The 25233-nt window shown below is 58.0% G+C and carries 22 protein-coding genes and 1 tRNA gene; 11 read left to right on the plus strand and 12 right to left on the minus strand.

What is annotated here, in order from left to right; translation table 11 throughout:
• The 9 genes from ubiB to JI62_RS06430 form a co-directional block, all read right to left on the minus strand.
• On the minus strand, positions 1–1468 hold a 1468-nt coding region (gene ubiB, locus JI62_RS06390), incomplete at its 3' end, for a ubiquinone biosynthesis regulatory protein kinase UbiB (RefSeq protein WP_088699362.1).
• Positions 1465–2121 (minus strand): ubiquinone biosynthesis accessory factor UbiJ, encoded by a 657-nt coding sequence (locus JI62_RS06395; RefSeq protein ID WP_088699363.1) that lies wholly within the window; start codon positions 2119–2121, stop codon positions 1465–1467. The genes JI62_RS06395 and ubiB, both read right to left, overlap by 4 nt.
• A 37-nt stretch (positions 2122–2158) precedes the next feature.
• Complete coding sequence (gene ubiE, locus JI62_RS06400; protein ID WP_088699364.1) at positions 2159–2914, minus strand: bifunctional demethylmenaquinone methyltransferase/2-methoxy-6-polyprenyl-1,4-benzoquinol methylase UbiE; 756 nt, start codon at positions 2912–2914, stop codon at positions 2159–2161.
• Between the two features lie 151 nt (positions 2915–3065).
• On the minus strand, positions 3066–3449 hold the full coding sequence (locus JI62_RS06405; protein WP_088699365.1) for a gamma-butyrobetaine hydroxylase-like domain-containing protein: 384 nt from the start codon (positions 3447–3449) through the stop codon (positions 3066–3068).
• Positions 3450–3561: 112 nt separating this feature from the next.
• The gene (gene hslU / locus JI62_RS06410) at positions 3562–4884 is read right to left on the minus strand and encodes an ATP-dependent protease ATPase subunit HslU (RefSeq protein ID WP_088699366.1); all 1323 of its coding nucleotides are present in this window, start codon (positions 4882–4884) and stop codon (positions 3562–3564) included.
• Positions 4885–4935: 51 nt separating this feature from the next.
• Entirely contained in the window at positions 4936–5469 is a 534-nt protein-coding gene (gene hslV / locus JI62_RS06415) for an ATP-dependent protease subunit HslV (protein WP_007113850.1), read from the minus strand.
• Positions 5470–5607: 138 nt separating this feature from the next.
• The gene (locus JI62_RS06420) at positions 5608–6336 is read right to left on the minus strand and encodes an SPOR domain-containing protein (protein ID WP_088699367.1); all 729 of its coding nucleotides are present in this window, start codon (positions 6334–6336) and stop codon (positions 5608–5610) included.
• Between the two features lie 3 nt (positions 6337–6339).
• On the minus strand, positions 6340–8025 hold the full coding sequence (gene argS, locus JI62_RS06425) for an arginine--tRNA ligase (protein ID WP_088699368.1): 1686 nt from the start codon (positions 8023–8025) through the stop codon (positions 6340–6342).
• A gap of 120 nt (positions 8026–8145) precedes the next feature.
• Positions 8146–10404, minus strand: a complete 2259-nt coding sequence (locus JI62_RS06430; protein WP_088699369.1) for a primosomal protein N' — start codon at positions 10402–10404, stop codon at positions 8146–8148.
• Between the two features lie 209 nt (positions 10405–10613).
• On the opposite strand from JI62_RS06430, the gene rpmE reads away from it, so the two are divergent.
• Both rpmE and JI62_RS06440 read left to right on the plus strand, forming a co-directional pair.
• On the plus strand, positions 10614–10829 hold the full coding sequence (rpmE, locus tag JI62_RS06435) for a 50S ribosomal protein L31 (protein ID WP_064234439.1): 216 nt from the start codon (positions 10614–10616) through the stop codon (positions 10827–10829).
• Positions 10830–11171: 342 nt separating this feature from the next.
• Positions 11172–12443 (plus strand): malic enzyme-like NAD(P)-binding protein, encoded by a 1272-nt coding sequence (locus JI62_RS06440; RefSeq protein ID WP_088699370.1) that lies wholly within the window; start codon positions 11172–11174, stop codon positions 12441–12443.
• Positions 12444–12512: 69 nt separating this feature from the next.
• Here JI62_RS06440 and JI62_RS06445 read toward each other — a convergent pair whose 3' ends face one another.
• Positions 12513–13331, minus strand: a complete 819-nt coding sequence (locus JI62_RS06445) for an acyl-CoA thioesterase (protein ID WP_088699371.1) — start codon at positions 13329–13331, stop codon at positions 12513–12515.
• A gap of 112 nt (positions 13332–13443) precedes the next feature.
• On the opposite strand from JI62_RS06445, the gene tadA reads away from it, so the two are divergent.
• A complete protein-coding gene (tadA, locus tag JI62_RS06450) occupies positions 13444–13914 on the plus strand; it encodes a tRNA adenosine(34) deaminase TadA (protein ID WP_088699372.1) in 471 nt (156 codons plus the stop codon).
• Here tadA and mltF read toward each other — a convergent pair whose 3' ends face one another.
• On the minus strand, positions 13915–15378 hold the full coding sequence (mltF, locus tag JI62_RS06455; RefSeq protein WP_088699373.1) for a membrane-bound lytic murein transglycosylase MltF: 1464 nt from the start codon (positions 15376–15378) through the stop codon (positions 13915–13917).
• A gap of 184 nt (positions 15379–15562) precedes the next feature.
• Here mltF and purL point away from each other — a divergent pair, with 184 nt between their 5' ends.
• Positions 15563–19525: a phosphoribosylformylglycinamidine synthase gene (gene purL / locus JI62_RS06460; protein WP_088699374.1), complete on the plus strand. Its 3963-nt coding sequence runs from the start codon at positions 15563–15565 to the stop codon at positions 19523–19525.
• Positions 19526–19623: 98 nt separating this feature from the next.
• Here purL and JI62_RS06465 read toward each other — a convergent pair whose 3' ends face one another.
• Positions 19624–19863, minus strand: coding sequence for a hypothetical protein (locus tag JI62_RS06465; RefSeq protein WP_088699375.1), 240 nt, complete (start codon positions 19861–19863; stop codon positions 19624–19626).
• Between the two features lie 115 nt (positions 19864–19978).
• Here JI62_RS06465 and JI62_RS06470 point away from each other — a divergent pair, with 115 nt between their 5' ends.
• The 7 genes from JI62_RS06470 to JI62_RS06500 all read left to right on the plus strand — a co-directional run bounded on the left by JI62_RS06470 (position 19979) and on the right by JI62_RS06500 (position 25233).
• The gene (locus tag JI62_RS06470) at positions 19979–21769 is read left to right on the plus strand and encodes a DEAD/DEAH box helicase (RefSeq protein WP_088699376.1); all 1791 of its coding nucleotides are present in this window, start codon (positions 19979–19981) and stop codon (positions 21767–21769) included.
• Between the two features lie 66 nt (positions 21770–21835).
• Positions 21836–22078 (plus strand): DUF4160 domain-containing protein, encoded by a 243-nt coding sequence (locus JI62_RS06475; protein WP_035585491.1) that lies wholly within the window; start codon positions 21836–21838, stop codon positions 22076–22078.
• Positions 22062–22310, plus strand: a complete 249-nt coding sequence (locus tag JI62_RS06480) for a DUF2442 domain-containing protein (RefSeq protein ID WP_035585489.1) — start codon at positions 22062–22064, stop codon at positions 22308–22310. The genes JI62_RS06475 and JI62_RS06480 overlap by 17 nt, the downstream gene beginning before the upstream one ends.
• A 29-nt stretch (positions 22311–22339) precedes the next feature.
• Positions 22340–23290, plus strand: coding sequence for a segregation and condensation protein A (locus tag JI62_RS06485; protein WP_088699377.1), 951 nt, complete (start codon positions 22340–22342; stop codon positions 23288–23290).
• Complete coding sequence (gene scpB / locus JI62_RS06490; RefSeq protein ID WP_088699378.1) at positions 23287–24123, plus strand: SMC-Scp complex subunit ScpB; 837 nt, start codon at positions 23287–23289, stop codon at positions 24121–24123. The genes JI62_RS06485 and scpB overlap by 4 nt, the downstream gene beginning before the upstream one ends.
• Entirely contained in the window at positions 24110–24985 is an 876-nt protein-coding gene (rluB, locus tag JI62_RS06495) for a 23S rRNA pseudouridine(2605) synthase RluB (RefSeq protein WP_088699379.1), read from the plus strand. The genes scpB and rluB overlap by 14 nt, the downstream gene beginning before the upstream one ends.
• 190 nt (positions 24986–25175) lie before the next feature.
• Positions 25176–25233 (plus strand) — tRNA-Lys (locus JI62_RS06500).

The following is a 25233-nucleotide window of genomic DNA, read 5'->3' on the forward strand; positions in this document are numbered from 1 at the left end:
CCATCTGCACACGCATGGCGCTGATGGCGTCTACCTGCTGATGGCGCTGGCGATGCTCATGCTCCATACGGCTTAGCGCCTGGTGAGCCAGTACGGGCAGTTCGGGCAACTGGCGTGAAAGCTCTGGCGCCTGGCGCTTTAGCGACTCCCATAACCCGCTGACCCCGGCACGCTCTTTCATCCACTGCTCTAAGTAGGGCTTGGCGGTGCTCCAGAGATCCAGATCGGGATAGAGCTGGCGCCCTAATCCTTCGATATTGAGCAGCGTTTTTTGCAACAGTACCAGCTGCGGCTGCACTTCCATATTAAAGCGTCGTGCGGTTTGGAATAGCCCTAATAGCACCTGCCCAAAGGAGATATCTTTCAACGGTTTCTCTAAAATGGGCTCGCAGACGGTGCGAATCGCCGCCGCAAACTCATTGGCGCGGGTGTTTTCACCCACCCAGCCGGACTCAATGTGCAGCGCAGCGACTTCATAATAGTCCTGGTGGAAAAACGCCAGTAGGTTGCGCGCCAGATAGTCCTGGTCTTCCCGGGTCAGGCTGCCGACAATGCCGCAGTCGATGGCAATGTACTGGGGGTCTTCGGGGTTGTCACAGTTGACGAAGATATTGCCTGGGTGCATATCCGCGTGAAAGAAGTTGTCGCGGAAAACCTGGGTAAAAAATAGCTCAACGCCCCGTTCGGCGAGCTTTTTCAGGTTGGTGCCCCGGGCAATCAGAGTATCTAAGTCGGCGACCGGAATACCGCGAATGCGCTCTTGCACCATCACGTGGCGGCGGGTGAAGGGCCAGTAGATGGTGGGTACAAACAGCAGCGGTGAGTCTTTGAAGTTGCGCTTTAGCTGGGAGGTGTTGGCGGCCTCTTTGTAGAGATCCAGCTCGTCAAACAGCGTGGCTTCGTAGTCGCGAATCACTTCTACCGGGCGCAAGCGACGCGCCTCGGGGATTTTGTAGAATAGCTTGGCGACTTGGTACATCAGTGCCATATCCTGACGCATGACACGGTCAATGCCGGGGCGAATGATTTTCACCACCACGTCTTCACCGCCGTGCAGTCTTGCCGCGTGCACTTGGGCAATTGATGCCGAGGCCAGTGGCACCCTGTCAAACTCAGCAAAAGCCTCTTCCAGCGACATCTCCAGCGCTTTCTCGACCCGTGCGGCGGCTTGCTCGCCAGGAAAGGGCGGCACCTGATCCTGTAGGCGTTTCAGCTCATCGGCGATATCTGCGGGTAGCAGATCGCGGCGGGTGGAGAGCATTTGGCCGAATTTAATAAAAATCGGCCCCAGCGCTTCCAGCGACAGGCGTAGACGTTCGCCCCGTGAGCGTTTGCCAACGGGCACCAAGCGGAGCGGAGAGAACCATAGCAGCGCCCGGAGCCACCAGGGCAGCCGCTCTAAGGGTAGCAGCGTGTCCAGTCGGTGGCGGCTGATCACCCAGCTTATCCGCAGCAGGCGCAGGCTCATGGACGCGTCTCCTGTGGCGTAGGCTGACGCTGTTCCAGGCGCCGCTGTAAGCGGTTTAGGCGTGCTTCCAGACGATCGGTTGCCACCTCTAACTCGGTCAGATGCTCGCGGAGCAGGCTACGCTGCTGCCGTCCTGGCAGCAGGCGGGCCTCTTCAAAGACATATTCAGACACATCCTGCATCAGCTCGTCTTTGGCGCGCAGCCCCCAGCGGGCAGCACGGCGCAGCCCTTCGGCCAGGGAGTGGGCGGGCATATCGCCCAGCCAGCGGGCCAGCTCGCTTTCCCAGTCGATATCCAGGTCGAAGAGCAGGTCGCGAGTGGCTTCAAGCAGATGGATACGCCCGCGCACCGCCAGCTTGCCATCAAACATAAGGCGCTCAATGGATGCGCCGCTGATCCACTCGGAAAAGGTTTCCGGAGTGAGTTCCACGACTGCGTCTACGTCGGTTTCATCAACGTCATCACCACGCATCAGGTCGAGCCCGGCGTAATGGTAGTGAATGACCAGCGCTAAAGAAGGCTGTTCCAGGCGCACCAGTAGGCGGCTCCCCGCCAGTGCCGCTAGCCGTGCAGGAGCCGCAGGGTCACGGGCGAGTAGAGCGTTAAGCGTGCGTTCACAACCGGCCAGCAGCAGGGTTGGAGTTACCAGCATGCTGACCTCTTGGCAGGAAACGTCAGGGCACAAAATGTCATAGCTTAATGCCGCGGTGCAGGGCCACGATACCGCCGGTCAGGTTGGTGTACTCGACCCGCTCAAGCCCGGCCTCTTCCATCATGGCTTTGAGCGTTTCCTGATCCGGGTGCATGCGAATCGACTCCGCCAGGTAGCGGTAGCTGTCGCCGTCGCCCGCTACTAGCTCGCCCATCTTGGGCAGCAGGCGGAAAGAGTACTCATCGTAGGCCTTGGAGAGCAGCGGGTTATTGGGCTTGGAGAACTCCAGCACTAGCAGGCGCCCACCGGGTTTGAGCACCCGGGCCATGGAGCGCAGCGCGGCGTCCTTGTCGGTGACGTTACGCAGGCCAAAGGCGATGGTGATGCAGTCGAAGCTGTTATCGGGGAACGGCAGGCTTTCGGCGTTGGCTTGCACATACTCGACGTTGCCGCCGACACCGTTATCCATCAATTTGTCGCGGCCTACTTTGAGCATTGAGGCATTGATATCGGCGAGTACCACTTTGCCCCGGGGGCCAACCATGCGGGAAAACTTGAGGGTTAAATCTCCGGTGCCGCCAGCGATATCCAGCACGTGGTGGCCTGGGCGCACGCCTGCGCGCTCGATGGTCATGCGCTTCCATATCCGGTGGATGCCCATGGACATCAGGTCGTTCATCACATCGTAGCGGGCCGCCACAGAGTGGAAAACATCGGCCACGCGGGAGGCTTTTTCTTCAACAGGGACTTCCTGAAAACCAAAGTCAGTGGTGCGTTTTTCTGTGGGGCTCATTGGGCAAGTAGCTCCCGAATTCGAGGCGGAGGCAAATCGACCCTACGTTTTTTTGACCTAGGAGCCGACGCGATTAAAAGTGAATCCCATTGTAGCCTTCTCCACCCAGGCTTGTCTGCCTGGCTTCTTGTAAGGGCCCTGAGTCAGGTAGTCACAGTTGCTTGAATTGAATGCTGGCGGGCTCCCGTGAGGCTCCGGCCTCTTTTAAGCGCTGTAAGTAGTTGTTCCAGTAAGCCTCTTGATGGGTGGCGAGGTCATAGAGGTAGTTCCAGCTAAACAGGCCGCTGTCGTGACCATCATCGAAGTGCAGCTTCAGTGCATAGTTACCCGCCTGGGTAATATTCTGCAGGCCGACATCTTTTTTGCCCACTTGCAGTACCGCGGAGTCACCGCCGTGGCCACGCACTTCGGCAGAAGGTGAGTAGACGCGTAACAACTCCACCGGGAGGCGAAAATTCTCCCCATTGGCGTAGCCAAGCTCCAGCTCGCGGGCCTGTTTATGGTAGTGAACCCGGTTGGGGGTAGGGGCGTTCATGATGAGACCTCATGGCTAAGTGTCCATGGCTAAATATCATGACAGCAAGCCCGCAAAGAGCGGGCTTGCTGCTACTGACTATACCAATGCTGATAATAACAGCCGACGCAGCTTACAAAATATACCGCGACAGATCTTCGTCGACGGCCAATTCGCCAAGCTGCGCATTGACGTAGTCGCCGTCAATCACCAGCGGGCTGTCCATATCGCCGCCCCTGAAAGAGGCCTCCTCTAATAGCCGCTCCATCACCGTGTGCAGGCGGCGGGCGCCAATATTCTCGGTGCCTTCGTTGACCTGCCAGGAGATCTGAGCGATACGCTCAATGCCATCAGCAGTAAACTCAACGTCCAGCCCTTCGGTGGCCAGCAGCGCTTGGTACTGCTTGGTCAGCGAAGCAGAGGGCTCGGTGAGAATACGCTTGAAGTCGTTGGGCGTTAGCGCGTCAAGCTCAACGCGGATCGGCAGACGGCCCTGCAGCTCTGGAATAAGATCCGATGGGCGCGACAGATGGAAGGCACCGGAGGCGATAAACAGGATGTGATCGGTCTTTACCATGCCGTACTTAGTCGAGACGGTAGAACCTTCAATCAGTGGCAGCAGATCACGCTGTACGCCCTCGCGGGAAACTTCGCCGCCACTGGACTGGCCGCTGCCCTTGGCGACTTTATCGATCTCGTCCAGGAATACGATGCCGTGTTGCTCCACCGAGTAGACCGCACGGGATTTGATTTCCTCTTCGTTGACCAGCTTGCCTGCTTCTTCATCGCGTAGCAGTACCAGCGCCTCTTTTACCGTAACGCGCCTGTGTTCACGCTTCTGCTGGCCCATGTTGGAGAACATGCTCTGCAGCTGGCTGGTCATCTCTTCCATGCCCGGTGGGGTCATAATGTCGATGCCTGGGCCCTGGGAGGCGATATCGATATCGATCTCTTTATCGTCCAGCTGTCCTTCGCGAAGCTTCTTGCGGAAGGTCTGGCGGGTGCCGCTCTCTTCTCGCGGCTTATCTTCCTGACCCCGTGGCGGCGGCAGCAGGGCATCCAGTACGCGGTCTTCTGCAGCATCTTCGGCGCGGTGGCTAACTTCCTCTTTGGCCTGCTCGCGCACCATCTTGATCGCCGCTTCCATGAGATCGCGAATAATCGACTCAACATCACGGCCCACATAGCCGACTTCGGTAAACTTGGTGGCTTCGACTTTAATAAACGGCGCTTTAGCCAGTTTGGCCAGGCGGCGGGCAATCTCGGTTTTACCCACACCGGTGGGGCCGATCATCAAAATATTTTTGGGCGTGACTTCTGGGCGCAGGTCGTCATCGAGCTGCATACGGCGCCAGCGGTTACGCAGAGCGATTGCAACGGCGCGTTTGGCATCCTGCTGGCCAATAATGTATTGGTCTAGAGCGTGAACAATTTCGCGGGGTGTCATCTGAGTCATATAAGTAACCTTAGTGTGCAATGAGCGGCGTTTGTGGATCGCGTCAGCTGATTAGCGATCGTCAATCGACAGCTCTTCGAGGGTCACATGGTGGTTGGTGAATACACAGATATCACCAGCGATCGAAAGCGACTTCTCGGTGATTTCACGCGCCGACAGCTCGGTATTTTCCAGTAGCGCCCGGGCGCTGGCTTGGGCGAAGTTGCCGCCAGAGCCAATGGCAATAATGCCGCGCTCAGGTTCGACTACGTCACCGTTACCGGTAATGATCAGCGAGGCGCTGTGATCCGCGACGGCCAGCAGCGCTTCCAGGCGGCGTAGCGCCCGGTCGGTGCGCCAATCTTTGGCAAGCTCAACAGCGGCCTTGGTCAAATGGCCCTGGTACTTTTCCAGCTGTGCTTCAAAGCGCTCAAACAGGGTGAACGCATCCGCCGTGCCGCCCGCAAACCCGGCCAGTACCTTGCCGCGGTAGAGGCGGCGAACTTTGCTGGCGTTGCCCTTCATTACGGTATTGCCCAGTGATACTTGACCGTCGCCAGCGAGGGCGACCTGGTTACCACGACGAACAGAGACAATAGTGGTCATGGAGATAACTCCTTGGGGGAGGCGAACTCCCGATGACTGGCAGGCCGCTCAATAAGCGACCATTGTTTAAGCGTTCACAACAAAATGCGGGCGGCCGATAAAAAATCAACCGCCCGCAGGGTATTCAAAGTGGGATTATTAGTTTTGCAGCTGGATAAGTAGCGGCTCAATTCCTTGGGTGTTCATTAAATCCTGAGCCCGGTTCAACTCGCGGGTGTCCTCGTAAGGCCCCACTTGTACCCGGTGCCAGGTGTTGCCATCCGCCTTTACTTCGCTGATTTCCGCCAACAGGCTTAAATTGCGCAGTCGGCCGCGCAGCTGTTCGGCATCACTTGCCTCTCGAAATGAAGCCGCCTGAAGCATATAGCGCCCAGGGGTATTGGTGGCTGCCTCATTCTCTCGGGCTGCCGATACCTGATCTTCAGGTCGGGTATTGGCAGCAATGACCTGAGCAATAGGGTCGTCGCCTGCGGCTGCATCGCTATCAGCTGTTTGTTCCGGTGCCTCCGGGCGTACAACGCTTGACGGCAGAGTGACGCCGGGGGCAATGACCTCGGTTTCCGGCAGCAGGGTATAAAACTCAAACGTCGGCATCGAAGGTTCGGCGGCTTCTTCGGTTTCCCGGGCGGCGGCGCGCTCTTCACTACCCGAAGGCTTGGGTAGCACCGTGGCCTGAGGCGTTTCACTCGGCTGCTCTTGCCAGGGGGCGGTGCCGTGCTGGTGCTGAGCCAAAAAGAAGCCTGCCGCCATACCGGCAAGACCCCACAGCCAGCCGGGTAGGCGGAAGCCCCCGCCTGAGCTGCGGTTGGACTTGCGCTGGGAGGTGGCACCGCGGCGGGGGGCGGCCTTTTTGCGCGGGCTAGCCATTGCTTACATCTCCTCTGGGGCGCTAACCCCCATTAAATCAAGCCCGTTGCGCAGCACTTGACGGGTGGCTAGGCCCAACGCCAGGCGCGTGTTGCGCAGGGTGTCGTCCTCGACCATGACTTTGACGGCGTTGTAGCAGGTGTGGAAATCGCCGGCAAGATCGAGCAGATACTGAGCAACCTGCTGGGGTTCACGGTTTCTGGCAGCGGTTTCCACGACTTCAGGGAAGCGCGCTAGCCGGTTAAGTACGGCTTTCTCCTGGTCGCTGTCCAGCAGTGCCAGGTTGGCCAGTGCCAAGGCGTGATCAAACGGTTGGTTCGCATCCTGCGCCTTGCGCAACATGCTGCACACCCGGGCATGGGCGTACTGGATGTAATACACCGGGTTGTCGTTGGACTGGGAGCGGGCCAGGTCGATATCAAAGGTGAGCTGTGAGTCGGCGCGGCGGGCGGCGAGGAAGAAGCGCGTGGCGTCGCGGCCGACTTCGTCGATCAAATCGCGGACGGTGACATAGCTGCCCGCGCGCTTGGAGAGTTTTACCTCAACGCCCGAGCGGGTCACCATGACCATCTGGTGGAGCACGTAGTCGGGCCAGCCCTTGGGAATGCCGACTTCCAGCGCCTGAAGGCCGGCGCGTACGCGGGTGACGGTGGAGTGGTGGTCGGCACCCTGTTCGTTGATCACGGTTTTGAAACCGCGCTGCCACTTGTCCAGGTGGTAGGCCACATCGGGCAGGAAGTAGGTGTAGCCACCGTCCTGTTTGCGCATCACGCGGTCTTTGTCATCGCCGAAGTCGGTGGTGCGTAGCCACATGGCGCCATCTTCTTCATAGGTGTGGCCCGCGTTCACCAGCTTTTCAACGGTGGCGTCCACCTTGCCATCTTCGTAGAGCGACGACTCTAGGAAATAGACGTCAAACTCCACGCCGAAGGCTTTTAGATCCAGATCCTGTTCGCGACGCAGCCACGCTACGGCAAAATCTTGGATGGCGTCTAAATCATCCGGGTCTTTTTTGGCGGTGACTTCGCGGTCATCGGCACTGACTGTTTTGCCAGCCAGGTAGTCGTTGGCTACATCGACGATATATTCACCGCGATAGCCATCTTCAGGCCAGCTCTCATCGTCAGGGCCCAAGCCTTTGACCCGCGCTTGTACCGAACGAGCCAGGTTGGCGATCTGGGCGCCTGCATCGTTGTAGTAGAACTCGCGGGTGACATCAAAGCCGGTGGCTTCGAGCAAGCGGCAGAGGCAGTCGCCAATGGCTGCGCCGCGGCCATGACCTACGTGGAGCGGGCCGGTGGGGTTGGCGGAAACGAACTCGACTTGCACCTTCTCACCTTTGCCCACCATGCTGCGGCCAAAGGTATCGCCACAGTCGAGCACCTGGGCAACGATTTGCGCCGCGGCATCAGCGGCGGCAAAAAAGTTGATAAAGCCGGGGCCCGCAATTTCGGTTTTTTGAATGGCGTCGCTTTCTGGTAGCGCTTCAACCAGTGCGTTGGCTAGTTCACGCGGATTTTTGCCTGCCGGTTTGGCCAGCATCAGCGCCAGATTGGTGGCGTAATCGCCGTGGGCTTTGTCTTTGGTTGGATCCACTTTGATGGTGGGCTGAAGGTCGTTGGGCAGCACGCCTTGGTGCTTGAGCGCGGTGAGTGCGCCTTCGAGCAGTGAAACTATCGTATCTTTCATGTAGGTATCCGGTTACGTCTATGGCGGCGTGTGCTAACGTGCAGCAGTAAAGGTGCGTCGGCAAAGCGGCTATTATCGGCAATTGAGCCGCAGTTTCAAAGCCATGTTGCTAAACAAGTGCTAAGCAAGGGTTTGTGGGTCGATATCAATCGACCAGCGTACCTTGCGCGCCTCGCGATTGGCTTCAAGCCACTGCACCAGCCAGCTAACGGCAGGGTGTAGTTGACTGCGTTTATGGGCTGTCAGCATAACGTGTAAATGGTAGCGGTTCTGGCGTCTTTCCATTGGAGCGGGCACCGGCCCCAGGCAGCGTGTTGCCACGTCGGTCTCTTTTAACCACTGGCGCAGGGCCTGTGCGGCCTGCTGCGCCATGGCTAAAGCGGCCTCCTCTTTAGGGCTTTCAATGCGCAGCAGCGCCATAAAACAGAACGGGGGCAGTTGGGCGATGCGCCGCTCTTCCAGCATATTGCGTGCCAGAGCCCCATAGCCATGCTCGGCCAGTTGGCCCAAATGAGGGTCGTCGGGGTGTAGCGTTTGCACCAGTACGCGGCCTGGGTGGGCGGCGCGACCGGCCCGGCCCGCCACCTGTTCGAGCAGTTGGGCGCTGTGTTCCAGGGCGCGAAAATCAGCAGCGTAGAGGCCGCCATCGGCATTGACCACAACCACCAGCGTAACGTGGGGTAGGTGGTGGCCCTTGGCGAGCATTTGGGTGCCGACCAATACGCAGGGTTCACCCCGGTGTATCTCTTTGAGCACCTGCTCAAAGCTATCTTTCCGCCGCGTGCTGTCGCGGTCGATGCGGTAGATGGTGGTCTTGGGGAACAGCGTTTGCAGTGTCTCTTCGGTACGTTCTGTACCGCTACCCAGGGCGCGCAGGTCGCCGCTGCCGCACTCGGGGCAGGCATCCGGCAGGGCGCGTCGGCTATCGCAGTGGTGGCAAGCCAGTAAGGGAGGCTGGCGGTGTAGCGTCATGCGCGCGTCGCACTGATTACAATCGGCGATCCAGCCGCAGGCGTGGCAGGCAAGCGTTGGTGCAAAACCGCGCCGATTGATAAAAATCAGTACCTGTTTACCAGCGCTCAAGGTGCTTTTAATAGCCTTGATGGCGCCAGGAAGCAGCCCCCCCTGGCGGCGCTGGTGGCGTAGGTCGATCAGTTCCAGCTTGGCCGGTGGGTGCTGGCTGGGGCGCTGGGTCAGACGCAGGTGGCGATAGGCGCCGCTAAGCGCCTGATGCAGGCTCTCCAGCGAAGGCGTGGCGCTGCCCATCAGCAGTGGGATTTTATGGTAGTGAGCTCTGGCCACCGCTAAATCCCGGGCGTGGTAGCGCAAGCCGTCGTGCTGCTTGTAGGAGCCGTCGTGCTCCTCATCGACAATAATCGCCCCGGGGTTGGCCAGCGGGGTAAAAATTGCCGAGCGGGTGCCAATAATAATCAGCGCCCGACCGCTGGCGGCGGCCTCCCACACATCTAGCCGCTCTGGGTCGGTGAGGCCTGAGTGCAGCGCCACCACGGGCACCCGAAAACGGTTTCTAAAGCGGGCGAGCGTCTGGGGGGTTAAGCCAATTTCCGGCACCAGTACCAGCGACTGTTTGCCTTTGGCGGCAATGGCTTCAATTAGTTGAAGATAGACTTCGGTTTTACCGCTACCGGTGACGCCTTCGAGCAAGCAGGGGTGATAGCTATCGAGCTTTTCGTGCAGCGCTGCCAGCGCCGTGGCCTGTTCGCGATTAAGGGGAAGTGCCGGTGTTGCCAACAAGTTGCCGCTGGGGGGCGCTGGAGCAGTGAGGATGTGTTCCTGACTCGTGGCCAGGCCTTTTTTCTCCAGCGCCAGTAGCTGATCGCGGGCAAAGCCGTGGGCGTTAACCGCACGACTGGGTAGGCCGTGTGGGTGTTGGCGCAGCAGCGAATATAGCTCGGCTTGTTTGGGGGCTCGGCTGAGTATCTCTTCTGCGCCTTCGCCCTGGGCGAGCCATAGAGTTTGGGTGCGCCCCGCCATGGGATGTCCTTGACGTAGCCGTGCTGGCATGGCGTGGTGCAGGGTGTCGCCCAGGCTGTGCTGGTAGTAACGGGCGGCAAAGCGGCATAGCCATAGCCAATCTTCCGGCAGTGGGGCCTCATCAAGCGTTTCACTAATCGCCCGGAGTTGGCTGCGCGGCAGGTCGCTGCTGTCAGCCAGTTCGACCACCACGCCAACCACTTCGCGCCGTCCAAACGGCACCCGCACGCGCAGCCCCGGCTGCCAGCCGCAGGAGGGCACTTTCCTGGATGGCAGGTAGTCGAACAGTCGGCGCAGCGGCGAGGGTAGGGCTACTTTAAGCACCTGGTCGGGTGCTTGAGCAGATCCTTGAAAAGATGCCTGTGAAGAAAAGGAGTCAGCCAATTGGCCTCCGGCGTTAGTTTTGCTAGAATATGCGACCGCTCTGAATCTTAACGATCTTTATCGATCTATTGTAAAGGTCTATTGCTAAGATCTGTTGCAAAGAACCATCGTAACGACAGAGCGGCTAACCGGTTAGTCGTTTTTTCCAAACCCGTATGCGGTACTTGGCAAGAGATCAGGTGGCGGCATACAGCTTAGTGAGGCTCGAAATGAGACAAGGTATTCACCCGAATTACAACACGGTCACCGCCAACTGTTCTTGCGGCGCTACTTTCCAGGTAGGTACGACCTCTGGTCAGGACTTCTCTTTGGATGTGTGCTCCAACTGCCACCCGTTCTACACAGGTAAGCAGAAGCAAGCGACCACTGGTGGCCGCGTAGAGCGCTTCAACAAGCGTTTCGGCGCTGCTGTTAAGCGCGGCTAATCCCAGTCGGATAGCCATATCGCCAGCCTGCCTGTTCAGAACAGGCGAAGCTCGCGCAAAACCCACGCCTCGGCGTGGGTTTTTTGTATGCTGGATATATATTGCTACATGGAGTTTATATGGAAAAAATTTCCACAAATGCTGCCATGCAGCAATAAGTAAAGCGTTATGGATAAAGCCTATTTGCATAAGTTTCTGCAAATAGTGGCTAAAAGTGACGAATATGAAGGTAAAATTCAGTTAAACGAGCGTTTTGTTGTAAGTTGACGGCGCGCTTGAGGCGTTATGGTTTTTTCTATATTCTGAAACGACTTATCTACTTTATGTAACTGGACTCTGACCATGACGGATGCAAATAAGCAGGCTGCTTTGGATTATCACGCGAAACCGATTCCCGGTAAGCTTTCGGTGGAGTTGACCAAACCCACCGCGACGGCGAGGGATTTGGCACTGGCGTATAGTCCGGGCGTGGCTGAGCCAGTGATTGAAATCGCCCGGGATGCGGAAAATGCCTACCGCTATACCGGTAAGGGCAATCTGGTCGCCGTGATTACCGATGGCAGCGCTATTCTGGGGCTGGGTAATCTGGGCCCGCTGGCGAGCAAGCCGGTGATGGAAGGCAAAGGCGTGCTATTCAAGTGCTTTGCTGGCATCAACTCAGTGGATATCGAAGTCGATGCGGAGAGCCCCCAGGCGTTTATCGATACCGTGGCGCGGATTGCCGATACCTGGGGCGGCATCAATCTTGAAGATATCAAAGCGCCGGAGTGTTTTGAAATCGAGAAAGCGCTGATTGAGCGCTGTAGTATCCCGGTATTTCACGATGACCAGCACGGCACCGCGATTGTCACGGCGGCTGGCATGCTTAATGCGTTGGATATTGCTGGCAAAGAAATCGAAGACGTTAAGATTGTTTGCATGGGCGCTGGTGCGGCGGCGATTGCCTGTATGCGCCTGCTGGTCTCCTGTGGTGCAAGTAAAGAAAATCTGGTAATGCTGGATCGGCGTGGCGTTATTCATACTGATCGCGAAGGTATCAATGAGTATAAAGCTGAATTCGCCCGCGATACCGAGATGCGTACCTTAGATGATGCTATCGATAACGCTGACGTCTTTATCGGCCTGTCAGGTCCGGGGCTGCTCTCTGCTGAGCAGGTTAAGAAAATGGCGCCAGATCCGGTGATTTTTGCCTGCACTAACCCAGATCCGGAAATTCACCCTGACGTGGCTCGCGAAGCGCGCCCTGATGTCATTATGGCGACCGGCCGTTCGGACTTTCCCAACCAGGTCAACAACGTGCTGGGTTTCCCGTTTATCTTCCGCGGCGCTTTGGATGTTCGCGCCACGCGCATTAACGAAGAGATGAAGCTGGCTGCGGTGCATGCGCTGAAAGATCTGGCCCGTGAGCCGGTGCCCCAGGAAGTGTTGGACGCCTACGAGCGCACCGAGATGAGCTTTGGTCGCGAGTACATCATCCCCACGCCTGTCGATATTCGCCTGCTGGCGCGGGTTACCTCGGCGGTTGCGCAAGCCGCGGTTGATTCTGGCGTAGCGCGTAAGCCATTCCCAGCGCACTACCCGCTGCAGTCAATTAACGACGTTTACGGCGGCTGAATCGCTGCGCCCAGGCTTATCCTTACGCCCGCTTCTTAGCGGGCGTAAGTGTTTTTACGGGCTGTTCCGTTACTCTTTTGCATAGCGCGTTAGTCCCTCTTGAGCGGTAGAGGCCACTAGGCGGCCGTCGCGGCTGTAAATATGCCCCCGTGCCAACCCTCGGGCTCCGCCTGCCCAGGGTGAGTCGATAACGTATAGCAGCCAGTCGTCCAAACGGGTGTCCTGGTGGAGCCACAGGGCATGGTCAAGGCTGGCGATGCGCAGCTTGGGGTCGCGGTACTCAATGCCATGGGGAAGCAGGCTGGTGGTCAGCAGATTGAAGTCTGAGGCGTAAGAGAGCAGGTGGCGGTGTAGCGCCGGGTCGTCCGGCAGCGTGCCGGAAAGACGAAACCATAGGCATTGGCCTGCTGGCGTGCCGCTGTCGGGGTTGCCAGGTAGATGCACAAACTCAATTGGGTGGCCGGGGAAGCGCTCGTGCTTGGCCTCGCCGTTTTTAATTAGCGCTTCGGGTGCTGGCACATTGGGCATGGCGCGCTGATGACTAAAGCTCGCTTCTTCGCTTTGAAAGGAGGCGCTGCAGAAGAAAATGGGTCGGCCTTTTTGAATGGCAGTGACGCGGCGGGTGGTGAAGCTGCCACCATCGCGAATAGTATCCACTTGATAGACAACGGGACGGTGGGGATCGCCGGGACGCAGAAAATAGCCGTGTTGAGAGTGGGGGCGGCGTTCATTGGGCACGGTACGTGCGGCGGCTGCCAGCGCCTGACCGAGCACCTGGCCGCCATAGAGTTGAGGAAAGCCTAGATCCTGACTCTGGCCACGATATAGCGTCTCTTCCAGTGTCTCTAGCTCTAGTAACGCTACCAGTTTATTCAGCGCGTCTGTCATTCTCGGTATCCTTGCGGCTGTCTCTATAAGAGGCTGTCGGTGGAAGTGAGTTGCCACGGCAAGGGCAGCCCTTTCATACGATCGTTTAGCTACCTTAGCGGAGTTTACGTTTATGCGCAGCGATGAATTTTACATGCACCGGGCGCTTGACCAAGCCCATCTGGCTGCTGCGGCGGACGAGGTGCCCGTGGGGGCTGTGGTCGTCGATGCGCAGGGGGAGATCATTGGCGTCGGCTGCAATGCGCCGGTGGCCAGCTGCGACCCTAGCGGTCACGCGGAAGTTCGCGCTCTACGCGCAGCGGGCCAGCACCAGGGTAACTATCGCCTTGAAGGCTGCACTCTGTTTGTCACCTTAGAGCCGTGCATGATGTGCGCAGGGGCGATGATTCATGCACGCCTGGCGCGGCTGGTGTATGGCGCCGCCGAACCCCGAACTGGCATGGTCGAATCCAAAGCTAACCTGTTGGCGCAGCCGTGGTTCAATCATCAGGTAGCGGTGACGGGCGGTGTATTAGCGGCACCCTCGCAAAAATTGCTGAAGCGTTTTTTCACCGCGCGACGTGATCAGCTGAACCAGAAATAATTAATTAAGCGGCGGCACAAGCTCGAACAATAGCAGTGGATCATCGTTGACAGGCGTTTGTTCTAATTGGAAAAACTGCTGACGGCTACGCTCAACATACTCAATCATTTCGTAGTAGCGACGGATGTTGCGTACGTATATTACCGGCTCCCCGCCCCGGGCGTAGCCGTGACGCGTTTGGCTATGCCATTCACGCTGTTGCAAGAGCGGGAGTGCGGCGCGTACATCCACCCAGCTGTCGGGGTTACCAGCGCGCATTTCGGTGATCTTGCGAGCGTCGTATAAATGCCCCAGGCCCACGTTGTAAGCAGCCATCGCCATAAACAGCCGGTCATCGCCGGTGATGCTTTCCGGTAAGCGATCCTTGATGCTGCGTAAATAGCGGGCACCGCCATCAATGCTCTGAGCCGGATCGGTACGGTCGCTGATGCCCATTTCACCGGCAGTGTCATTGGTCAGCATCATTAAACCGCGTACCCCGGTCGGCGAGACGGCGTCAGGATCCCAGTGAGACTCCTGGTAGCCCACGGCCGCGAGTAACTTCCAATCAAACCCCGTTTCCCGAGCAGACTGTTGAAAGAGGTCTCTGTAGCGGGGCAAGCGCGCGTCCAAGTGATCAAGAAAGGTGCGGGTGCCGACATACTCTAAGTAGTCGTCATGGCCAAAATAGCGACTTACCAGCCGATCCAGCGTGCCGCTCTCCTGCAGATCCTGGAGGAAGCGATTGGCGTCCTCGAGTAACCCTAAGCCGCGACCGCTGGGCACCGCCCACGCCATGGAGAGCGGGTCGCCGAGGATAAAGCCGCGTTCAACGTTAGGAAAAAACAGCCGGTTTAAACGGAATTGATGCTCAAAAATAACCGCTGCGTCCAAGGTGCCGTTCTCAACCCGGGCCAGTAGTTCGGCGACTTCCAGTTCGTGAGACTCTTTCCAGCTCAGGGTGGGGTAGCGATTCTGGAGGTCGCGCAGCGCTTCGCTGGTACCCGCTTCGCTAAGTGTACCAAGCTCCAGGCCGACCAGATCGCCCGGCTCACTGATGCCATTAAGGCCGCGTCGGTAGACGACCAGCGGCTGCATTTGAATAATCGGTCGGGTGTAGTAAATGCCGGAAGGGTTGGGTAGCAGCGGTAGCGCTGCCGCGCCCAGGTCACCGCTCTCACGTACCGCCGGCAGCACACTCTCTGGGTGGTGGCGGGCGTTAAGGTTAAGACTCACCCCAAGGTAATCGGCAAAACGGTGCATCAGCTCATACTCAAAGCCGGTAGGGCCTTGGCGACCCTCGTAATAAGTAGTGGGGGTATTACGGGTGTGGACGGTAATAAAATCTTTTGCAGTGATCTGCGTCAGGTGCTCGCCGGGGGGAATCAGGGAGAGCGTCGGCACCAGCGTCAAAAGCGTAATAGCTATCAGCGCATAATAAGCGCTGGCTCGGGCTACAAAGTGTCGGCAAATCAACGTCAGCATGGCGTCTTGTCGGCATGAAACAAGCTGCCACGATACCCAGCCAGGGGCAGGCTGTCACCTTGTTGATTTCGTGTGGCGGGTGGTTTCCAGTATCATAGGCAATTTTCGGCACCATAAAAGCATGGCCGCATAGCGGCCCGGTGATTTCCCTGCTCGAATTTCCCTGCTCTAGAGGCTTCAGGATATGCTCGAACTGCGAGGCGCGCCCGCCCTTTCTGCCTTCCGTCATGCTCGGCTGTTAACGGTGCTGCGTGAACGTGTTCCCGAGGTGGAGGCGCTGTCTGCCCACTATGTTCATTTTATTGATGTTCACGCCCATGACCACCGCGAGGAGCTGGATGACGCTGCCCGCGAACGTTTGGCGCAACTATTGGACTACGTGCCGAGCCATAGCTCCCAATCGAACGAAGAGGTTCCTGCGCGTGCCCAGCGTTTTTTGGTGGTGCCGCGCCTAGGCACCCAATCGCCCTGGTCGTCAAAAGCCACTGATATTGCCCACAACTGTGGCTTGCGCCAAGTTAGCCGCATTGAGCGCGGCATCGATTATCGGGTCGGCTTTACCACTATGCCGGATGAAGAGGGGTTGAACGCGCTGGCGGCTCTGCTGCACGACCGTATGACCGAAACTGTGCTGGCCGATGCTTCGGACGCCGCCAAGCTGTTTGCCCAACACGACCCGGCGCCACTGGGCAGTGTGGATATTCTTGAGGGTGGTCGGGATGCGCTGGCAACCGCCAATCAGGCGCTGGGGTTGGCGCTGGCTGAAGATGAAATCGACTACCTTGTCGATGCATTCAATGAGCTGGGGCGTAACCCCAGCGACGTTGAGCTGATGATGTTTGCTCAGGCCAATTCTGAGCACTGCCGTCACAAAATCTTCAACGCCGATTGGGTGATTGATGGCGAGCTGCAGAGTCACTCGCTGTTTAAGATGATCAAGAACACCTTTGCCTCCTCGCCTGACAATGTCCTCTCGGCTTACAGCGATAATGCCGCCGTTATTAAGGGCAGCCAGGCTGGGCGCTTCTTTGCTACGCCTTTGACGGGCACTGACGACGAGCGCGCGCTCTACACCACTCATCAGGAGCCCATCCATATCCTGATGAAGGTAGAGACTCATAACCACCCCACCGCGATCGCCCCTTTTCCAGGTGCGGCGACCGGCTCCGGTGGTGAAATCCGTGACGAAGGTGCCACCGGCATTGGTGGCAAGCCTAAAGCGGGCCTTTCAGGCTATACCGTTTCCAATCTACGCATCCCTGAGTTCGTGCAGCCCTGGGAGGCTTTCGATTACGGCAAGCCCGAGCGCATGCAGTCGGCGCTCAATATTATGCTCGATGGCCCCATCGGTGGCGCTGCGTTCAATAATGAGTTTGGTCGACCCAATTTAACCGGCTACTTCCGCACCTACGAGCAGGAGTCGCTTAACGAGGGCGGCATCGAGCGGCGCGGCTTCCATAAGCCGATTATGCTTGCTGGTGGTTACGGCAATATTCGCGCCCATCATGTTCAGAAGGGCGATATCCCTGTCGGCGGCAAGCTGATTGTGATGGGCGGCCCGGCGATGTTGATTGGCCTGGGCGGCGGGGCAGCCTCCAGCATGTCATCCGGCACCTCCAGCGCCGATCTGGATTTTGCCTCGGTACAGCGTGAAAACCCGGAAATTGAGCGCCGTGCTCAAGAGGTGATCGACCGCTGCTGGGCGCTGGGCGACCACAACCCGATTCGCTTTATCCACGATGTGGGCGCCGGTGGTCTCTCCAACGCGCTGCCGGAGCTGGTTAAAGATGGCAATCGCGGCGGCCGTTTTGATCTGCGCGCGGTGCCGAATGCCGAGCCGGGCATGAGTCCGCTGGAAATTTGGTGTAACGAAGCGCAAGAGCGCTACGTGCTCGCCGTTGCGCCTGAAGATTTAGACACCTTTGATGCCCTCTGCAAGCGCGAGCGCTGCCCCTATGCGGTCGTCGGTGAAGCGCTGGAAGCGCACCACCTTGAAGTGCGCGATGGCCACTTTGACAGCAAGCCGGTGGATTTGCCGATGAGTGTACTGTTTGGCAAAGCGCCCAAGATGCAGCGCGAATTCGAGCGTCACGACCCGGAGCTTTCTGGGGTAATGCTCGATAACCTCGACTTGCGTGAAGCGCTGGATCGGGTGCTGCGTCTGCCCACCGTGGCCTCCAAAAGCTTCCTCATCACCATTGGTGACCGCTCGATTACCGGCCAAGTGGCTCGCGACCAAATGGTGGGCCCTTGGCAGGTGCCGGTGGCCGATGTGGCGGTGACCACAGCCAGCTTTGATACCCACGCGGGTGAAGCCATGGCCATGGGGGAGCGCCCCCCGGTGGCGCTAATCAATCCTGCTGCCAGCGCCCGCTTGGCGGTTGCCGAAGCGATTACCAATCTAGCGGCAGCGCCGATTGCCAAGCTTAGCGATATCAAGCTCTCTGCTAACTGGATGAGCGCGGCTGACCACCCAGGGGAAAACCAGGCGTTGTATGACGCTGTGTATGCGGTGGGTATGGAGATGTGCCCGGCGCTAGGCATTGCCATCCCAGTGGGCAAAGACTCCATGTCGATGCGCACTTCCTGGGTCGATGAGAAAGAGGAGGGCGAACACGAAGACAAAAGCGTCACCTCACCGCTCTCGCTGGTAGTCACCGGCTTTGCCCCGGTGACGGATGCATTGGCGACGCTAACGCCGCAGATCAATCTGGATCAGGATGAGTCGGATCTGATTTTGATCGACCTGGGTAGTGGTCAGAATCGCTTGGGCGGCTCCGCCTTGGCACAGGTGTATGGTCAAGTGGGCAACGACTGTCCCGATGTGGATGACCCGGAAGACATCAAAGCGTTCTTCGAAGTCATTCAGGGTCTGAACCGCGACGGCAAGCTGCTGGCCTATCACGATCGTAGCGATGGCGGCCTGCTGGTCACGCTGCTGGAAATGGCCTTTGCTGCCCACGCCGGGCTTGAGATCAAGCTCGACTGGATGATCGACGAGCCAGTGGAGGCGTTGAACGCGCTATTCTCGGAAGAGCTGGGTGCCGTGATTCAGGTCAATCGGGAACACACTGAAGAAGTGCTGGCGCAGTTTGCCGTGGCGGGTATCGAAACCTGCGGCGTCATTGCTCGCCCGCGTTACGACGACCAGGTGCGCGTTACACTCTTTGAAGAGCCGCTGCTGGAAACCACGCGCCAGCTTACCCAACGTACCTGGACAGAAACCAGTTACCGGATGCAGGCGCTGCGCGACAACCCCGAATGCGCTAAGAACGAATACGACAATCTGCTCGATAGCCGCGACCCAGGGCTCACCGCAACGCCCACCTTTGATATTAATGACGATATCAGTGCGCCGTTCATTAATACCACCAGGCCCGCCATGGCCGTGCTGCGTGAGCAGGGCGTCAATGGCCAGGTGGAAATGGCTTGGGCCTTTGATAAAGCTGGGTTTGATGCCGTGGATGTGCATATGAGCGACATCCTGGAGGGGCGCGTTTCGCTGGAAGCGTTTAAAGGCCTGGTGGCCTGTGGCGGCTTCTCCTATGGCGACGTGCTGGGCGCTGGCGGTGGCTGGGCCAAGTCGGTGCTGTTTAACGAGCGTGCACGGGCGCAATTTGCGGCCTTCTTCGCCCGTGAGGACAGCTTCTCGCTGGGAGTATGTAACGGCTGCCAGATGCTGTCGCAGTTGAAATCGCTGATTCCCGGTGCTGAGAACTGGCCGACTTTTGTGCGCAATGAATCCGAGCAGTTTGAGGCGCGGGTTTCGATGGTGCGGGTTGAAAAGAGTCCCTCGATTTTGCTCGCCGGTATGGAAGGCTCTCAGTTGCCCATCGCCGTGGCCCATGGCGAAGGGCAGGCGGCGTTCCGCGATAGCGCTCACCTGCGCAGCATGCAGTCGAGCAGCCAAATCGCGCTGCGCTACATCGATAACTACGGTCAGGCGACCACGCGCTACCCGGCAAATCCCAACGGCTCACCGGCGGGCATTACCGGTCTGACCACGCCGGATGGCCGAGTGACGATTATGATGCCCCACCCTGAGCGCGTTGCGCGGGCGGTCACCAACTCCTGGCGTCCGGCAGAGTGGACCGAAGATGGCGCTTGGCTACGGCTATTCCGCAACGCGAGGGTGTGGCTCAACTGATTCCGGTGACACTCCCGATAATGCGTTGGGCGTAGCGCCCATGTTAACGGCGGATCTCTTTCCGCCGTTAACAGTTACGCGCATCGTCACAACAGTTATTAAGAGTGCCGCTGGGGAGCGCTAGCCGGTGTTTTATCAGCGCCTTCGGGCGGCAATCCTAGTTTGGCCTCCAGCGTTTCAAGCTCTAGCCGGTAGCGCTCAACGAGGTACTCGAAGCGTCCAAAATCGTGCCCGCAATCCATACAGAACACATGGGCTTGATCACGACGTGTGGCGGGCAAGCGTTTTAAGCGGCTACCGCACTCTGGGCATTCAGGGCTGAAATGGTTGGTTGTCATGGCTCACCTCACTATTATCTTCTCGCTGATAGACGGTGCGAGTTCAGGGATTATTTAAACCATCACTACTACGACGCGACGAAAGTCGTAATAGTTCAATAGCGGGCTAATTAACTTGTCGATACCTAGCTCCTCATTAGCCACCTCATCAGCGCCCCAGCTTCGCCCTTATCAGCAGGAAGCGGTCAAACGTGTGGTGGGCCATTTCCGAGCCTCAAGCGAGCCTGCGCTGGTAGTGCTGCCCACGGGCAGTGGTAAATCCCTGGTGATCGCTGAGCTAGCGCGCTTGGCCCGTGGGCGGGTGCTGGTGCTGGCCCATGTGCGCGAGCTGGTGGAGCAGAACCATGCCAAGTACCAGGCTTACGGGCTTGAAGCGGACATTTTTAGCGCTGGTTTAAAGCGTAAAGAGGCGAGTCGCCAAGTGGTGTTTGGCTCGGTGCAGTCGGTGGTGCGTAACCTGGAGAGTTTTAACGACGCTAATTTTACCCTGCTGGTGATCGACGAGAGCCATCGCGTATCACTCAACGAAGATGCTAGCTATCGACAGGTGATTGAGCATTTGCGACAGCACAATCCACAACTGAAGATACTTGGCTTAACGGCGACCCCTTACCGCTTGGGGCAAGGGTTTATCTACTATCGCCACCATCACGGTATGGTGCGGGGCAGTGAAGAGAGCTTTTTCCGCGACTGCGTGTTTGAGCAACCGCTACGCCTGATGGTGAAACAGGGCTATCTCGCTGAGCCCAAACGCCTGGACATGGCGATTGAGGGCTATGACTTCTCCGCGCTCAAACCCTCTTCAAGCGGTTTGTTCCAAGAGGAAGAGCTTAATCGCGTGGTGGCGGGCAGTCGAGCGACGCCGGGCATTATCGGGCAAATCGTCGAACGTGCGCTTGATCGCCAGGGCGTGATGATTTTTGCCGCCACCGTGGCCCACGCTGAAGAAATTATCGGTTATTTGCCTCGGGCAGAGGCGGCTTTAATCACCGGTGCAACACCTTCCCAGGAGCGCACGGCGCTGATCGATGCTTTTAAAGCGCGGGAGTTAAAATATCTGGTCAACGTCGCAGTGCTGACCACCGGTTTCGATGCTCCTCACGTGGATTTGATCGCTATTTTACGGCCCACTGAGTCGGTGAGCCTTTATCAGCAGATGGTGGGCAGGGGGCTGCGCCTGTCGCCGGGCAAGAGCGACTGCCTGATTCTGGACTATGCCGGTAACCCCTGGGATATTTTTGCTCCAGAAGTGGGCGAGCCCAAGCCGGATAGCGACAGCGAACCGGTGCAGGTGGAGTGCCCCGCCTGCGGCCATGCCAACCTTTACTGGGGTAAGCGCGACGGCGATCTGGTAATTGAGCACTTTGGCCGCCGCTGTCAGGGATTGATTGAGGATGAAGAAGGGAGGCGCCATCAATGTGACTTCCGTTTCCGGTTTAAAGTGTGCGATGAGTGCGGCGCCGAGAATGATATTGCCGCCCGCCGCTGCCACGGTTGCGAAAAACTACTGGTGGACGCGGATGATAAGCTCAAGGACGCCTTAAAGCTGAAAGACGCCAAGGTACTGCGGGTCAGCGGTATGCAGCTGGAAGCAACAACTAATGGTCGCGGCCTGCCGCGCTTGAAAGTCACCTATCACGACGAGGACGGCACCCATCTGGCCGAGTGGTTTGCGCTGGAAACCCCCGCCCAGCGGCGCGCCTTCTACGCCGCTTTTCTTCGCTACCACCTGCGCGCACCGGGAGGTAAATGGCAGCCGCGAAGCGCCGAGGAGGTCGTTGCCGAGCAGCGCCGCCTGCGCCACCCAGATTTTGTAGTGGGTCGCAAAGTAGGGCGCCATTTCCAAATCCGTGACAAGCTGTTTGACTATACTGGCCGCTACCGCAAAGCGGCGGAGGCGGGGTAGCATGTGCCTTGTGTCGATAAACCATCTATTATTCAATATTTAGGCTGTAAACTGCAGGAGCACACGATGCCAACGGTGCTACGCTTGCAGGGTTTTAGGTTCTTCTTCTATTCAAATGAAGGTAATCCTTTAGAGCCTGCTCACATCCATATATTTAAAGCGGGCGCTGAAGCTAAATTTTGGCTCTCGCCTGATGTGCAGTTGGCGAGAAATGATGGCTTTGATGCCAAGGCGCTACGCACTATTACGACAATGATTATTCAACACCGCGATACACTAGAGGGGGCTTGGCATGACTACTTCTCCTAAGCGAGTTACGTTTGATGAGGATAATTTCTGGGTTGAGTTAAGCGATGGTCGCACGGTAGGCGTACCGCTAGCTTGGTACCCGCGCCTTCTTAAAGCGTCAGCCCAACAATTGGCGTGCTATGAATTGAGTGCCCGTGGAATTCATTGGGACGCGTTGGATGAAGATGTGTCTATTGATGGAATTCTGGCCGGGCAGGGCGATTTGACACGCCACCGCCAGGCTGTCGCCTGATTCCAAACATCCCAAGAGAGCCGACCCGCGTGAGCGAGACGCCAAGCATTAATGTCGACATAGAAACATCTGATTCTCAGCCTAATGAGCCTGTGCAGATGTCGTTTGGGCGTCTGTTTAATGAGCCGATTACGCAAATGCCGGAGGATCTGTATATTCCCCCGGAAGCACTGCGTGTCTTTTTAGAGACCTTTGAAGGCCCGCTGGATCTGCTGCTCTATCTGATTCGCCGCCAAAACCTGGATATTCTGACCATTAACGTGGCCACCATCACCCACCAGTACATCGAGTATGTGGAGCTGATGAAAGCCATGGAGATCGAGCTGGCAGGGGAGTATCTGCTAATGGCCGCCATGCTGGCGGAAATCAAGTCGCGCACGCTGCTGCCTCGCCCGCCTAAAGCAGAGGGTGAGGAGGAAGAGGATCCCCGCGCCGAGCTTATCCGTCGCCTACAAGAGTATGAACGCCTAAAAGAAGCGGCGGAAACGCTGGATACGCTACCGCGCATGGGGCGTGACTGGTTCAGTGTGCAGGCGGGCTTACCCCCGTTGGAGTCCCGGGTGATTCACCCTGAGGTCGAGCTGGATGAGCTGCTCAGCGCGCTCTCCGATGTGCTCAAGCGTGCCGAACTGGTGCAAGCTCACCAGATTAGTCGAGAGGTGCTCTCTACCCGCGAGCGCATGCTCAAAATTATGGAGCAGCTAAGTCTCGACGACGCCCAGCAGCGCTATACCCCCTTTGAGGCGCTGTTTACGCTGGAAGAGGGGCGTGCAGGCGTGGTGGTCACCTTTATGGCCATTTTAGAACTCGCTAAAGAGTCAATGATTGAAATTGTCCAAAATGCCCCGCTGTCACCAATTCACGTGCGCGCACGGCGTGCTGCCCTGACAGATGGTGAGGAGAGTGCTTTTGATGAGGGCGAAATAGAAGGCGATGCCTATGGTGAGTCCGCTTTTGAACCTGGCGAGGAGACGTCATGAGTGACGCCGCCACCGCGTTAGATGACATTATTGAAGCGGCCCTGCTCGCCGCTGGCGAACCACTGCCCCTTGAGCGTTTGGAAACGCTTTTTCTGGAGGGCGAATGCCCCACACGCAAGGAGTTTCGTGACATCCTTGAGCGTTTGCAGCAACGCCATTCGGAGGGCGCGCTGGAGCTGTTAGAGACCGTTTCGGGCTATCAGCTGCGTATTCGCCCCCGGCTCTCCCAGTGGGTGTCGCGGTTGTGGGACGAGCGCCCTCAGCGCTACTCCCGGGCGCTGCTGGAGACTCTGGCGTTAATCGCCTACCGGCAGCCGGTGACGCGGGGTGATATCGAAGAGGTGCGTGGGGTCAGCGTGAGTAGCTCAATCATGCGCACCCTTGCAGAGCGTGGCTGGATTCGTGTGGTTGGTCACCGTGATGTGCCCGGTCGGCCGGCGGTCTATGCCACCACGCGCAGCTTTTTGGATGATTTTGGCTTAAAGACCCTCGATGCGCTGCCGCCCATGCACACGCTGGCGAGCTGGGACGAGAACGAACTACCTGAAGAGCCGGGAATGACGAAGCATGCGGATATTCAGGAACAAAATGACCCCGGTTTAGAGCATGAAGCACTGGACGAAACGAACGAAACCGTGCAGGATGCGCCTCCCCAGAACGATGAGTTAAGCTCGGCTGAACTCGCCGAGACCCACGCCGAGACGGCGTTAACCCAGCCGCTGAGCTTTGCCGACCTACAGGCTCGGCTCGCGGCACGTGCCAAGCGCCAACAAGACGAGCGCGAAAGCACGCAGACTACCGATGTGAGGTCAGACGACCATGAGTCAGAGTAATAGCACCACGCCCCCCACCAGCGAAAAGCTGCAAAAAGTTTTGGCCCGTGCAGGCCTTGGCTCGCGGCGTGAGATGGAAACGGCGATTTCCGCCGGCCGGGTTAAAGTGAATAGCCAGGTGGCCAAGCTGGGCGACCGCGTGGAAGCGCGGGACAAAGTCAGTTTTGATGACCGTCCGGTGGCACTGCGCCCGGAAGAAGAAGTGCCTCGCCGGGTGATTATGTACAACAAACCGGAAGGCGAGCTGTGCACCCGTAAGGATCCGGAAGGTCGCCGCACGGTATTTGACCGCTTGCCGCGCCTGAAAGGCGAGCGGTGGATTGCCATTGGCCGATTGGATATCAACACCAGCGGTTTGCTGCTGTTTACTACCGATGGCGAATTAGCCAACCGCTTGATGCATCCCTCTACCCAGGTGGAGCGTGAGTACGCGGTGCGCGTGATGGGTGAAGTAAAGCGCGAGCATATCCTGGCGATGGTCGATGGCGTGATGCTGGAAGATGGCCCGGCGCGCTTTACCGATGTGCAGGAGTTTGGTGGCGAGGGTATCAACACCTGGTTCCACGTGGTGATTCTGGAAGGGCGTAATCGTGAAGTGCGGCGTCTTTGGGAGTCCCAGGCGCTGACGGTGAGTCGTCTGAAGCGCGTACGCTACGGCAATATCTTCCTCGATAAGCGGGCAAAAGCCGGCGAATGGGTCGAGCTTACCCAGGATGAGGTGGATGACTTAGCCACGCTGGCTAACTTGGAAACCCGCAAAGTGCCCGCTCTGACGCCGGATGAGAAGAACCGCTGGAACCGTGATAAGCACAAGCGCAAGCCGGTACAGGCGCTGCGCAAACCGAAAAGCAAGGCGCGCTAAACGCCTCTTGTCGAGCCCGTTGAAGTTCTTGGCGGTCAGTCGTTAGCGGTTAGGTGAATAAGCGTGCCTGTCAGCATTGAGTGACGCTAGCAGGTACGCAAATGGTTCATTATTGTAGAATGAAAGCGAAAAAACGCTTGCTATCAATAAGGTGTAAGCGTAGGATATGCATCCGTTCAGGCGGGTCGTTAGCTCAGTTGGTAGAGCAGTTGACTTTTAATCAATTGGTCGCAGGTTCGAATCCTGCA

Source organism: Halomonas campaniensis (assembly GCF_002211105.1).
GTDB classification, from domain to species: Bacteria; Pseudomonadota; Gammaproteobacteria; order Pseudomonadales; family Halomonadaceae; genus Vreelandella; species Vreelandella campaniensis_A.